The sequence below is a fragment of the Neobacillus jeddahensis genome, assembly GCF_000612625.1.
Classification (GTDB): domain Bacteria; phylum Bacillota; class Bacilli; order Bacillales; family Cytobacillaceae; genus Neobacillus; species Neobacillus jeddahensis.
In genome coordinates, this window is sequence record NZ_CCAS010000056.1 from 1 (window position 1) to 13,058 (window position 13,058).

Genomic DNA, 13,058 nt, shown 5'->3' on the forward strand with positions numbered 1-13,058 from the left:
CCCGGTTTTTCTTATTATTAGACATCTAGGACACCATCCTTGCTAAATACACAAATGTGAAAATGAAAATCCAAACGACATCTAAAAAGTGCCAGTAAAGACCGATAATAAATGTCTTTCGAGCGGTTACTGGTGTTATTCCTCTTTGGAAAATTTGAATAATCACCATCGTCGCCCAGCCAATCCCCATACTAACATGCAGACCGTGTGTACCTAACAAAACAAAGAAGCTTGATAGAAAGGCACTTGTTTGCATCGTGGCACCTTCATGGACATAATGAATAAATTCAGTAACCTCCATAAAGACGAAGCCTGCACCGAGCAATAGTGTGATAATGAACCATAATAATAAACCGTTGCGATTGTTACGACGCATTTCATAGATTGCTAATCCGCATGTGAAACTACTTGTTAATAAAAGAATGGTTTCAACCATAACGTCTTTTATTTCAAAAAGATCTTTAGGCGTTGGACCACCCGCATATCTTGCATTAAGAACGGAAAATACCGCAAACAGTGTCCCAAAAAGGATGATTTCTGCACCTAAGAATATCCAGAAGCCAAGAATGTTCATCCGGTTCTGCTCTGTTTGGTACTCAAGTGGTAAGGCTGTATTGACATTAGCTGACATGGTTGTTCACCCCTTTATCATTACCGCGCCAAGCTTTTTCTGTTTGTTTGATTTCATCCACTGTAACATGGAAGCCATCGTTATAATCGAAGGACCGAACAATCAATCCAGCGATAATTCCTATCGTTGCCACTAAAGCAGCAATCTTCCATTCAAATACAAGGAAGAATCCGGCAACTCCAAATACTACAGCCATGTAGAATGGCAAGCCTGAATTGCTTGGCATATGAATCTCTTTAATTTCATTGTCATTTAAAGTTAATCCTTCATTATGCTTTTTCATATACCAGAATGCATCAAGTGTTTTCACTTCTGGTAGTTTTGCAAAATTGTAGAATGGGGCAGGAGAAGAAGTAGCCCATTCAAGTGTCCGTGCATCCCAAGGGTCATTAGAGATATTCCGGTCAGCGTATTTTGCGCTCCAGTAAATGTTGTAGCATAGGGCAGCAAAGCCAATCGCTAAAATGACTGCGCCTATCGCTGATAATAGGAATAGTGGCGCAAATCCAGATTCAGCTGAGTAAGTGTAAGAACGTCTAACTGCACCATCAAGTCCAAGGAAGAACATTGGCATAAAGGTTACATTAAAGCCAATCACAAATAACCAGAAGTGGATTTTTCCAATTTTTTCATTTAACATAAAGCCAAACATTTTTGGCCACCAATAGTAAAGACCAGCAAATACTGCAAATACGACTCCAGGTATTAATACATAGTGGAAGTGAGCGACTAGGAATAGAGTGTTGTGATATTGATAATCAGCTGCACCCATAGCAAGCATTACCCCTGTGACCCCACCAATTACAAAGCAAGGTATAAAAGCAAGAGCCCATAGCATTGCGGTTGTAAACTGAATTCGACCTTTTCTCATCGTAAATAACCAGTTAAACATCTTTACCCCAGTAGGGATTGCAATCATCATGGTAGTGATAGAGAAAACCGAATTAACAGCAGGGCCTGAACCCATCGTAAAGAAGTGGTGAACCCAAACGAGCATACTTAAGAAGGCAATCCCGACAACAGAGAAAACCATTGATTTATAGCCAAATAGCATTTTTCTTGAGAAGGTTGCAATAACCTCTGAGAACATACCAAAGGCAGGGAGTACGACAATATAAACTTCAGGATGACCCCATAGCCAGAATAAGTTAGCCCACATCATATCCATTCCGCCGCCGCTTAACGTAAAGAAATGGGTACCAAAAATCCGGTCGAATGTCATCAACGCAAGAGCAACCGTGAAAATAGGGAAGGCTCCCACAATAATAATGGACGCAACAAATGAAGTCCAAGTAAACATAGGCATTTTCATTAAGGTCATGCCTTTTGTTCTCATTTTTAATATCGTCACAACGAAGTTAATTCCCGTCATTAGTGTCCCAATACCGGCTATTTGCAGGGCAATCGCATAATAGTTGTTCCCAATACCAGGAGTAAATTCTTTCCCTGCGAGTGGAAAATATGCTGTCCAGCCAGCATCCGGGGAACCACCGATAACGAACGAAATATTAAACAGCATAGCGCCGCTGAAGAATAGCCAAAAGCTTAGGGCATTCAATTGTGGGAAAGCCACATCCCGTGCACCGATTTGCAAAGGAATGATAACGTTCATTATGCCAATTAATAGTGGCATCGCCGCAAATAAAATCATAATCACGCCATGGGTGGTGAAAATTTCATTATAATGTTGTGCATCTAAAAATTTCATTTCCGGTCTTGAAGTTTGGGCTTTCATTAAAAGTCCGTCAACCCCACCACGGAAGAACATTAGGACCCCAGCAAGAATATACATAATCCCAATTCGTTTATGATCGACAGTTGTAAACCATTCCTGCCAAAGCCATTTCCATTTTTTTAAATAAGTAACGACTGCGACGATTCCAATCATCGTTAGTCCGATAGCAATCTGGGAACCCAAGATAAGCGGGTTACCAACTATAAAAAAATCATGCCAATTAATTCCCATGGTTTTCACCTCCATTAGATTTATCCATATCCATTGATTCGTTGGACGAATCATCTTCGTTAAAAATCTTACCTTTGACACCGTGTACTTCATATAATTCTGGATTTGTGTAAGTTTTAGAATTCATCTTACCATGATCCACCCAAGCTAAATGCGTGCCGGTGAAGGTTTGACGACCTAAATGGGTAGGTTTTAATAGCTCATAATATTTATCTTCTGATAATTTTGGAGCAGTTTCTTTTACTTCTTTGACCCATTTATCAAATGCTTTAGGGGACTTTGCCTCAACTGTAAATTCCATGTCGGCATAGCCTTTTCCATTAAAGTTTGTATTTCTTCCTAAAAATTCTCCTGCTTGGTCAGCAGTCAGGTATAACTCGGTTTCCATTTTATTCATCGTGTATTTTTGTCCGCCTAATTGCGGTACCCAGAAGGACTGCATAGTACCAGCAGAAGTTAATTTGAATTTGACCGGTGTACCGACAGGAATGTTCACATAATTAACTGTTTCAATGCCTTGTTCGGGATAGCTAAAAATCCATTTCCAGTCAGCAGAGGTGACATTAATCGTAATCGGCTCTTTATTTTCATATCCCTCAGGTACTTTTTCAAGCTTGTAAATGGTTTTCACCGTTGGAATAGTAAGGGCAATTACTATTAAAATAGGTATAAACGTCCATATCATCTCTAATTTGGTGCTTCCATGTTCCTCAGGAGGCTCATAACCTATATTCTTAGACGTTGCACGATATTTCCAAACAATATATCCAAATAACCCAAAAACGACGACAACAACAAGGAGCATAAAGACTAATGACCAATTAATTAGGTCTAGAATTTCTCGAGCCGCAGGACCTTTTGGATCAAACACCACCATTTTTGAATCGCAGCCGCTCAAGAGGAGTATCGGCAGCAAGGAAAAAAGTGGAACGAATAATTTCTTTTTCAACATTTCTATTTCTTCCCTCCAATAATTGTACATTTTTTCACAAAGAGTTCGTGAATTCGTTCACAAACAAAAACGGACATTCACACTTTTAATAACCAGGAAGAGACAAATTTACATTAATTATTAGTTAATAGTAAGTAGTCTGTTTGATTTCCTTAACACAATATTAACAACATTACTATGATGTTAATATAGCTTTTTGAAAAAAGTTGTGACAAATTTGTTAAGGATTTAAAATGCTAAAATGGGATATTAATGGTAATTAATTCGAAAGGATGTGAAAACAATTAAACTTGTCTATTTTTGTCTAAACATGGGATAATGGTAAGGATTACATAATAGAGGTGAGTATATAATGAAGGTAAAAATTAATCGTAATGCAGCTAAAGCATTGAAACAAATGTTAGAACAAGAGCAATCAGACGGAAAAATGTTCCGTGTATATGTCACAAGTATCCATGGAGATCATGCACATTATGATTTAATGCTTGACACACCAACAGATAATGATGAAGTGGTTAAAACCGATAAGGGAATTGATTTCATCCTTGATAAAAATGATGAAAATCTTGATGGTGTGTGGATTCAATACTTCCATGTCCCTAAAGAGGAATGGTTAATTACCAATCCATCAAAGGGTGGACATCACCACCATCATTAATCTGACAAAAACAAACGCTTGGATTCTTTGTCCAAGCGTTTTGCGTTTTTATTACGAAAAAGGAGTTTTGATATGATTCGGCGTTTCTTTTCCTATTATCGGCCACATAAAAGATTATTTATCCTAGATTTTAGTAGTGCTGTCGTTGTTGCTTTACTTGAATTAGCCTTCCCACTAGCAGTAAGCTGGTTTATTGATGATTTACTGCCTGGAGAGGATTGGCAAACCATTGTTACTGTGAGTATTGGACTATTCGTGGTTTATTTATTAAGTACCTTTTTACAATATATCGTTAATTATTGGGGTCATAAGCTTGGAATTGATATTGAAACGGATATGAGACAAGAACTTTTCGAGCATGTTCAAAAACAATCATTTCGATTCTTTGATAATACGAAAACAGGTCATATAATGTCGAGAATTACCAATGACTTGTTCGATTTAGGAGAGCTTGCCCACCATGGCCCAGAGGATGTCTTTATTGCATTGATGACCTTTATTGGCGCCTTTTGGATCATGCTGACAATCAATGTGAAACTGGCATTTGTGGCCATTTTGATATTGCCATTTTTGATGCTATTGGTAGTAGTTTGTAATTTAAAAATGAATAAGGCATGGAGTCAAATGTACTCAAGCATTGCCGATGTAAATGCACGTGTGGAGGACAGCGTTTCTGGGAGCCGAGTTGTCCAATCTTTTACAAATGAAAACTTTGAGATTGCTAGATTTAAAAAGAATAATCATCGCTATCGCGGCGCTAAACTGAGTGGCTATCGTGTCATGTCTTTTAGTCTATCTGGTATTTACATGATGACAAGATTGATTACCATTATCGTTCTTGTATATGGTGCGTGGTTAAGTTTTACTGGACAGCTTTCTTATGGGGAACTGGTTGGCTTTGTACTCTACGTGAATGTTCTTTTTAAACCAATTGACAAAATCAGTGCAATTATGGAACTTTATCCAAAGGGAATGGCAGGTTTTAAGCGGTTTATCGAACTAATTGATTCTGAACCAGAAGTTAAGGATCGAGATAATGCTGTTGAAATGGATGAGCTTAAAGGAAACATTGTTTTCAATAATGTCTCATTCCGCTATGATGGGCAGAAATCGGTTCTTGAAAATATTAACCTGAGTATACTTGAGGGTGAGACTGTTGCTTTTGTTGGCCCATCAGGTGCTGGAAAAACCACGATTTGCTCGTTGATCCCACGATTTTACGATGTGAATTCCGGTAGTATCTCCATCGATGGAGTTGATGTTCGTAACTTAACGAAAAAATCATTACGTTCACAAATAGGCATCGTGCAACAGGACGTGTTTTTATTTACTGGAACCCTAAGAGAAAATATTGCTTATGGCAAACTTCATGCAACAGAAGAAGAAATTATTTCAGCTGCAAAACGAGCTCATCTCGAAAAATTTATTGACTCCTTGCCAAATGGCTATGAAACACAAATTGGTGAACGTGGTTTGAAGCTCTCGGGTGGCCAAAAACAGCGGATTGCCATTGCGCGTATGTTCTTAAAGAATCCGCCAATCTTGATTTTAGATGAGGCAACATCTGCCCTCGATACAGAAACAGAAATGGTGATTCAAGCAGCATTGACTGAGCTTGCTCAAAACAGAACTACGCTTATTATTGCCCATAGATTGGCTACTATCCGTAATGCTGACCGCATCATGGTCGTAACAGAGGAAGGGATCGCAGAAGAAGGTCGACATGATGAATTAATTGAACAAGATGGTATTTTTGCCAATCTTCATCGTGTTCAATATCAGCGATAAAATAGACAATGCTCCTGAGAAAAATAAGTAGGAGCATTCTTTTTCTGATCGATAAATATATTATGTTAACTTAAAAAGTTTTGATAAATTATATGGAGAAGCGTAACCTATTATAAGGGATGTATGAAAGGAGAAATACGATTAATGGACAATAATTTTATCAATGATGTGGATATTAAATTAATTGCATTAGATATGGATGGAACCCTGTTAAATAATAAAGGACAGATATCCGATGCAAATCGTCAAGCTATAAAAGCCGCTCAGGATAAGGGGATATACGTCGTTCTAAGTACCGGAAGATCGTTGCTTACAAGCAGAGAACATGCCGATGCTTTAGAGCTAACCTCGTATTTAGTAACTGTGAATGGTAGTGAGATTTGGGATGAGAAACGGGAACTTGTACAGCGGAACCTCATGAAATCCGAGCTGATCCAATGGATGTGGGAATTAACTAAGCAGCACAAAACGAATTTTTGGGCAATCAGTACCGAACGGAATTGGCATGATGAAATGCCTGATAACTTACATAATCTTGACTGGTTAAAATTTGGATTTAATATTGAAGATGATACAACGAGGGCAATCATTTTAAAAAAACTTGAGGAAAAGGGTGAATTTGAATTAAGTAATTCAACCTTGAAAAATATAGAAGTCAATGCGGCTGGGATTAATAAGGCAAATGGACTGGGATTTGTTTGCAATAAATTAGGCATTGCAATGAAAAATGTCATGGCTGTTGGCGATAGTCGAAACGATTTAATGATGATAAAAGAAGCTGGCATTGGCGTGGCGATGGGGAATGCTCAAGATTCCGTGAAGGAAGCGGCTGATTGGGTAACCGCAACAAATCAAGAGGATGGAGTGGCACTTGCCATCACTAAATGGGTTCTATAAAAAGAAGCTAAAAAAATTTAATTATTTTCGGTATTCTGTGTATATGGCCGTTAGATCTGGGTAAAAATATTTGAGCAAGTATATTTTGCAAAATCATGTATTTGGTACATGCTAGGAGGCTACAAAGAAATGGAACAAGGTAAAGTAAAATGGTTTAACAGTGAAAAAGGATTTGGATTCATTGAGCGTGAAGGTGGAGAAGATGTATTCGTTCATTTCTCAGCCATTCAAGGCGAAGGATACAAATCATTGGATGAAGGTCAAGAGGTTACGTTTGAAATTGAAAATGGACAACGTGGTCCTCAAGCGGTTAACGTTCGTAAATCATAATGACCAACCAATAAAAAAACAGACTCCATCGGGGTCTGTTTTTTAAATGCTCAAAAAACCTCTGCTCAAAAAAAGCAGAGGTTTTGGATAATCAGTCTAAAAATTATTTTTGTCTGAAGAATTATGTACTTTGAATCTCCTTAACTCTTCCAACTTGTCCGTCTGTTAGTCTAACTTTAATACCATGCGGGTGAAAACTTGACTTCGTCAATAGATCTTTCACCACTCCACTAGTCAGTTTTCCACTTTTTTGATCTGCTTTTAAGACGATTTTCACCGCAATTCCTGGATGAATATCTTGTCTATTCTGACCGTTAGACACCCATTTTTCTCCGTGAATTACTTACTTTTTTCGTTTGTTGGCTCTTTAATTTTTTGGCATTCTGGGTGTTGTTTAAACTTGAATTCCCAGCAGTACCTTTATTTTTTTTATTTTCAAGCTGTTGCTTCATTGCTTCTTGTAAGCTGATTTTCTTTTTTGGTTCTTCATTTTGGTTTGTTGTATTTACATCACTCATGAAAAATCCTCCTTTATAAGTGTTAACTCCATTATAATCTATTTTTCCCTATATGAATAATTCCTCTCATAATATTCTCTTCTTTTTAACAAAGTTAAAATAAAACATGCTTGTTGATTAATACTTAAGAAACTGCCCTTCCGAACTTAATGGAAAATTTCGAATGTTATTTCTTTTCTTATATGTGGAATAACGGCATTTTTTTTTAATACTAATGTAATAGTGGGTACAAGTTGATGGAAGTGAGAATCAATATTAGTTTAAAATAATTATAAATTAGTATTGATTTTAATCAGAATTATATTATAATCTAGTTAAAGCTTAAAAATAGTTTAAGAGGTGATTTAAATGAGTAATGTTAATAAGCATTTAACGACAGGAAATGGTACACCAGTGGGGGATAATCAGAATTCAATGACGGCAGGTTCACGGGGTCCAACTTTAATCCAGGACGTGCATCTACTTGAGAAATTGGCCCATTTTAATCGAGAAAGAGTGCCAGAGCGTGTAGTCCATGCAAAGGGTGCAGGGGCACATGGTTATTTTGAAGTAACAAATGATATGTCTAAATATACAAAAGCAAAACTATTTAATGGGGTTGGAAAACGAACTCCAATGTTTATTCGCTTCTCAACTGTTGCCGGTGAACTTGGTTCAGCAGATACAGTTCGTGATCCTCGTGGTTTTGCAGTTAAGTTTTATACTGAAGAAGGGAACTATGATTTGGTTGGTAATAATACGCCAATCTTCTTTATTCGCGATGCGATTAAATTTCCCGATTTCATTCATACACAAAAGAGAGATCCTAAAACACATTTGAAAAATCCAAACGCGGTCTGGGATTTCTGGTCCTTATCACCTGAATCACTCCATCAAGTGACCTATTTAATGGGGGATCGTGGTATTCCTGCTACACTACGTCATATGAATGGCTATGGTAGTCATACCTTTAAGTGGGTGAATGAAGATGGCGAGGCTGTCTGGGTAAAATATCACTTTAAAGCAGAACAAGGTGTTAAAAACATGTCAAATGAAGTGGCTGCTAAATTAGCAGGGGAAAATCCTGACTACCATACAGAGGATTTGTTCAATGCTATTGAAAAAGGGGATTTTCCAGCGTGGAGGCTACATGTTCAAATTATGCCATTTGAGGATGCCAATACGTACCAATATGATCCATTTGATGTTACAAAGGTCTGGTCACATAAGGATTATCCATTAATAGAAGTAGGAAGAATGGTACTTAATCGCAACCCTGAAAACTATTTTGCTGAAGTTGAGCAAGCAACATTTTCACCTGGAACTTTTGTACCTGGTATTGAGGCTTCACCAGATAAAATGCTCCAAGGCCGATTATTTGCCTATTCCGATGCCCATCGCTATCGTGTCGGTCCTAACCATAATTTACTGCCAATTAATCAGCCAAAAGTAGAAGTAAACAATTATCAGCGGGATGGTGCGATGCGTTCTGACAATAATGGCGGAGGTTCGGTATACTATGAACCAAATAGCTATGGCGGTCCACAAGAAGCACCTGAGCATAAACAAACTGCTTTCCAAGTTACCGGTGTAGCTGAGCAGGTAGCCTATGATCATCAAGATCATTATTCTCAAGCCGGTGATCTTTACCGTTTGATGACAGAAGAAGAACGTTCGCGGTTAGTAGAAACCATTGTAGGGGCTATGAAACCAGTTGAGAGAGATGATATCAAGCTTCGCCAAATTCAGCATTTCTACAAGGCAGATCCTGAGTATGGTGAACGGGTTGCAAAAGGTTTGAATTTAGCTATTCCTCAAGAAGTGAAATAATAAAGCAGGGCCGTTCATCATATGAATGGCCCATTTTGTTTGTTTAATTCAACAAAATGACAGACTTCGACACCTTTTTTTCTTCTCTTCTATTAAACTGGATTTGGTCGAATATTATTGTAGGAATTCAAGGGATATTATTAGAAATAAAAAAATATGATGGAACAAAGAGGGGGGATTAGCTTGGGAATCCAGGTGGTCGAGAAAGAAGAATTAAAAGTAGTCGGGATATCGTGGACGGGTACCTACTCACAAGTACATACTATTCCGAGTTTATTCCAGAAACTAGAAGATCGGTTAGAGGAAGTGGCAAATCAGTCAAATGATCCTGTTTTTATAGCTCCATTTCATAGAAGAGAAACAGAATTTACCTATTATGTAACAAAACCTGTGGAAAAAATTGACGTGTTGCCAGAGGGGATGATTGGTTTCAATATTCCAAGTAAGAACTATGTGTTTACAACTCATCAAGGAGCACCAGAGGAAGTAGAAAATACATATCTTCAAGTATTATCTTGGATGAAGGATTATGGCTATGAGCTAGATCAGTCTGCCTTAAGTCTTGCAATTTACCATAAAGATGATAAACAGCGAAATGAAGCAGGTAATCTTTATTTTGATATCTATTTACCTGTAAAATCTTATAGAAAATAAGCAAATATAAGGAATGAGGATCATTTTGCTCCTTCTTTATATTTTATAATGTGGAACAGTAAACAAAAATTTTCAGAAGCTGCTTACTTTTTTCTGTAGGTTTGTTTCATTTCACTTTACTGATTGAAATAAGTATAATAACATATAAATAATATATTCGAATATTTTCCTTCGGGGTCAGGTGAAATTCCTAACCGGCGGTGATGAAGCTTTTGCTTCTTAGTCCGTGACCCGTGTAACATATTGTTACACGGTGGATCTGGTGAAACTCCAGGGCCGACAGTTAAAGTCTGGATGGGAGAAGGAAATTAAAGGATTAATGGGTAGGGTAAAGTATACCTAATTTTAAGCCTTTATTTACTATTGTCTTTTTTAGACCCTGAAGAATAACGTTCTTTAGGGTCTTTTTGTATCTTCAAAAGGGTGTGACCTAGTTCACCTATCTTGGATTCGAAGCAATCCCCGAAGAGAGTAAGATTTATTCGTATAGATCAGAAAGATGTCGGATCAAAGGAAGGAGAAGAAACAATTATGTTTACTGGGATCGTGGAAGAAATTGGTGGACTATCCAATATTAAACGAACTGGAGAGTCCTATGTATTAACAATTGAAGCAAACAAAATTTTGGATGATGTGAATCTTGGTGACAGTATTGCAGTCAATGGAGTTTGCCTGACCGTTACCTCTTTTTCTGGTAAACATTTTACCGTAGATGTAATGCCCGAGACGGTGAAAGCGACTAGTTTACATACGGTTAAGCGGGGATCAAAGGTTAATTTAGAAAGGGCAATGGCTGCAGGGGGAAGATTTGGCGGTCACTTTGTCTCAGGCCATATTGATGGCACAGGGATCATCAAAAGTAAACAAGCCCTAGAAAATGCGGTATATTATGAAATCTCCGCAGAACCAGAGTTATTACAATATGTCATCGTTAGAGGATCGATTGCGGTTGATGGGACAAGCCTAACCGTTTTCAGGGTATCAGAAAATAGTTTTACGCTTTCGTTAATTCCGCATACCTTGTCGGAAACGATATTGGGACAAAAGGGCTCAGGTGAAATCGTAAACTTGGAATGCGATATGATTGGAAAATATGTTGGAAATTTTATAAAAAATCTATCAAATAATCCTGAGCAAAAGGAAACATCAGGAATTACGGAAAAATTTTTAGAAGAGAATGGTTTCTTTTAATATCATCCCCATTGAGTACAAGTCTGGCATGGATTGACGATTGACCACTACAAAGGAGTGAGAAGTGTGTTTAATACAATTGATGAAGCCTTAGCAGATTTACAGGAAGGAAAGGTCATCATTGTTTGCGATGATGAGGATCGTGAAAATGAAGGGGATTTTATCTCTCTTGCTGAAAAAACGACCCCGGCAGTAATAAATTTTATGGCTACACACGGCAGGGGATTGATCTGTGTGCCAATTGAAGAAGAGTTAGCGCAAAAGCTGGACTTACTCCCGATGGTCACTAATAACACAGATCCACATGGAACAGCGTTCACCGTAAGTATTGACCACAAGTTTTCAACGACAGGGATATCAGCCTTTGAACGGTCAGCCACAGTCATAAGCCTGTTAGATCCTGAGTCAAAACCTGCTGACTTTAAACGACCTGGACATATTTTTCCGCTCATCGCTAAAAAAGGAGGAGTGTTGAGTAGAACAGGTCATACCGAAGCAGCAGTAGACCTCGCTAGATTATGTGGAGCAAAGCCTGCCGGTGTTATTTGTGAAATTATGAATGTAGATGGAACGATGGCCCGTGTTCCACAATTACGGCTCATTGCCGATGAACTAAACGTTAAGATGATTACGATAAAAGATTTGATTGAATACAGAAAAAAAAAGGAAAACCTTGTTAAACGGGAGGTTTAGATTCAGTTTCTTATATAATTTGCCATCTCGTTAAAAGGTGAAATTTTTAACAGTCAATAGTAACACGAAAAAAATAAATGGAGGTATGAACATGGGACATATTTTTGAAGGAAATTTAGTAGGTTCAGGGTTAAAAGTAGGGATTGTTGTTGGACGATTTAATGAATTTATTACTAGCAAATTATTAGGCGGTGCCGAAGATGCCCTTAAACGACATGGGGTAGAGGAAACGGACGTAGATATTGCTTGGGTTCCTGGTGCATTTGAAATTCCTCTTATAGCTCAGAAAATGGCAACAAGTAAAAAATATGATGCTGTGATCACACTTGGCACAGTTATTCGGGGCTCCACTCCTCATTTTGACTATGTTTGTAACGAAGTGGCGAAGGGGGTATCTGCATTGAATTTAGCTACGGGGATTCCGGTTATTTTTGGCGTACTTACAACAGATTCGATTGAACAAGCGATTGAGCGTGCTGGAACAAAAGCAGGGAATAAAGGCTGGGATGCTGCCACTGCTGCCATCGAAATGGCAAATTTATGTCGGAATATTGAGCAATAAACTTATCAATTGAAATGAAGATGACAGCTGATCAGGATGCTAATGGTTCGATTACTTTCGACATCCATCATCTAAAGGAAAGATAATTATTACCAAAAAACATATACAAAACACTATTCATTTTTTATAATAGAAGAAACAAAAAATATTCTTTAAATTAGGTGCTAAAATCTTCTCGAAAGATGTTTAGCTTAAAAGGGAAGTTGGTAAAAAGCCAACGCGGTCCCGCCACTGTAAATGGGAGCAACCTATAACATGTCACTGTCAAATTTGATGGGAAGGCATAGGAAGCGATGAACATGAGCCAGGAAACCTGCCTAATTCTTGTGCGCCAATAAACCTACGAGGATAGGAAGGTGTTGAAGGCTAGACTCTTTTTACTTTACGTTAGTAATTGAATCTAATCACC

General features: G+C 37.9%; 13 protein-coding genes, 1 pseudogene and 2 riboswitches. Of the genes and pseudogenes, 9 read left to right on the forward strand and 5 right to left on the reverse strand.

Features of this window, described 5'->3' with window-relative positions; translation table 11 throughout:
* Positions 1–25 precede the first annotated feature (25 nt).
* From qoxC to qoxA, 3 genes are read right to left on the reverse strand one after another with little or no spacing between them, the layout of a single operon-like run.
* Complete coding sequence (gene qoxC / locus TY15_RS18540) at positions 26–631, reverse strand: cytochrome aa3 quinol oxidase subunit III (protein WP_040209580.1); 606 nt, start codon at positions 629–631, stop codon at positions 26–28.
* The gene (qoxB, locus tag TY15_RS18545; protein ID WP_040209579.1) at positions 621–2,597 is read right to left on the reverse strand and encodes a cytochrome aa3 quinol oxidase subunit I; all 1,977 of its coding nucleotides are present in this window, start codon (positions 2,595–2,597) and stop codon (positions 621–623) included. Before qoxB ends, qoxC begins: the two co-directional genes overlap by 11 nt.
* Positions 2,587–3,549: a cytochrome aa3 quinol oxidase subunit II gene (gene qoxA / locus TY15_RS18550; RefSeq protein WP_040209577.1), complete on the reverse strand. Its 963-nt coding sequence runs from the start codon at positions 3,547–3,549 to the stop codon at positions 2,587–2,589. Before qoxA ends, qoxB begins: the two co-directional genes overlap by 11 nt.
* 352 nt (positions 3,550–3,901) lie before the next feature.
* On the opposite strand from qoxA, the gene TY15_RS18555 reads away from it, so the two are divergent.
* The 4 genes from TY15_RS18555 to TY15_RS18570 all read left to right on the forward strand — a co-directional run bounded on the left by TY15_RS18555 (position 3,902) and on the right by TY15_RS18570 (position 7,222).
* A complete protein-coding gene (locus tag TY15_RS18555; RefSeq protein WP_040209576.1) occupies positions 3,902–4,207 on the forward strand; it encodes a heme biosynthesis protein HemY in 306 nt (101 codons plus the stop codon).
* A 72-nt stretch (positions 4,208–4,279) separates the two neighbouring features.
* Positions 4,280–5,995, forward strand: coding sequence for an ABC transporter ATP-binding protein (locus TY15_RS18560; protein ID WP_040209575.1), 1,716 nt, complete (start codon positions 4,280–4,282; stop codon positions 5,993–5,995).
* 144 nt (positions 5,996–6,139) lie between these two features.
* Positions 6,140–6,892, forward strand: a complete 753-nt coding sequence (locus TY15_RS18565; protein ID WP_040209573.1) for a Cof-type HAD-IIB family hydrolase — start codon at positions 6,140–6,142, stop codon at positions 6,890–6,892.
* 129 nt (positions 6,893–7,021) lie between these two features.
* On the forward strand, positions 7,022–7,222 hold the full coding sequence (locus tag TY15_RS18570) for a cold-shock protein (protein WP_040209572.1): 201 nt from the start codon (positions 7,022–7,024) through the stop codon (positions 7,220–7,222).
* A 121-nt stretch (positions 7,223–7,343) separates the two neighbouring features.
* On the opposite strand, the gene TY15_RS18575 is transcribed toward TY15_RS18570, so the two are convergent.
* Together TY15_RS18575 and TY15_RS18580 are read right to left on the reverse strand one after the other, a co-directional pair.
* Positions 7,344–7,544, reverse strand: coding sequence for a YwbE family protein (locus tag TY15_RS18575; protein WP_040209571.1), 201 nt, complete (start codon positions 7,542–7,544; stop codon positions 7,344–7,346).
* The gene (locus TY15_RS18580; protein WP_040209569.1) at positions 7,537–7,740 is read right to left on the reverse strand and encodes a hypothetical protein; all 204 of its coding nucleotides are present in this window, start codon (positions 7,738–7,740) and stop codon (positions 7,537–7,539) included. The genes TY15_RS18575 and TY15_RS18580 overlap by 8 nt, the downstream gene beginning before the upstream one ends.
* Positions 7,741–8,088: 348 nt before the next feature.
* Here TY15_RS18580 and katA point away from each other — a divergent pair, with 348 nt between their 5' ends.
* The 5 genes and pseudogenes from katA (at position 8,089) to ribH (ending at position 12,649) form a co-directional block, all read left to right on the forward strand.
* The gene (katA, locus tag TY15_RS18585; protein WP_040209568.1) at positions 8,089–9,549 is read left to right on the forward strand and encodes a catalase KatA; all 1,461 of its coding nucleotides are present in this window, start codon (positions 8,089–8,091) and stop codon (positions 9,547–9,549) included.
* Between the two features lie 183 nt (positions 9,550–9,732).
* Positions 9,733–10,203: a GyrI-like domain-containing protein gene (locus tag TY15_RS18590; RefSeq protein WP_040209567.1), complete on the forward strand. Its 471-nt coding sequence runs from the start codon at positions 9,733–9,735 to the stop codon at positions 10,201–10,203.
* Between the two features lie 163 nt (positions 10,204–10,366).
* A riboswitch (FMN riboswitch) is annotated at positions 10,367–10,513 on the forward strand.
* A gap of 221 nt (positions 10,514–10,734) precedes the next feature.
* On the forward strand, positions 10,735–11,394 hold the full coding sequence (ribE, locus tag TY15_RS18595; RefSeq protein ID WP_040209566.1) for a riboflavin synthase: 660 nt from the start codon (positions 10,735–10,737) through the stop codon (positions 11,392–11,394).
* A gap of 66 nt (positions 11,395–11,460) precedes the next feature.
* Positions 11,461–12,084 (forward strand): annotated as a pseudogene (gene ribB, locus TY15_RS18600) (3,4-dihydroxy-2-butanone-4-phosphate synthase); the annotation flags it as partial.
* Positions 12,085–12,178: 94 nt separating this feature from the next.
* A complete protein-coding gene (gene ribH, locus TY15_RS18605) occupies positions 12,179–12,649 on the forward strand; it encodes a 6,7-dimethyl-8-ribityllumazine synthase (protein WP_040209565.1) in 471 nt (156 codons plus the stop codon).
* 142 nt (positions 12,650–12,791) lie between these two features.
* Positions 12,792–12,984, forward strand: a riboswitch (cobalamin riboswitch).
* Positions 12,985–13,058 lie beyond the last annotated feature (74 nt).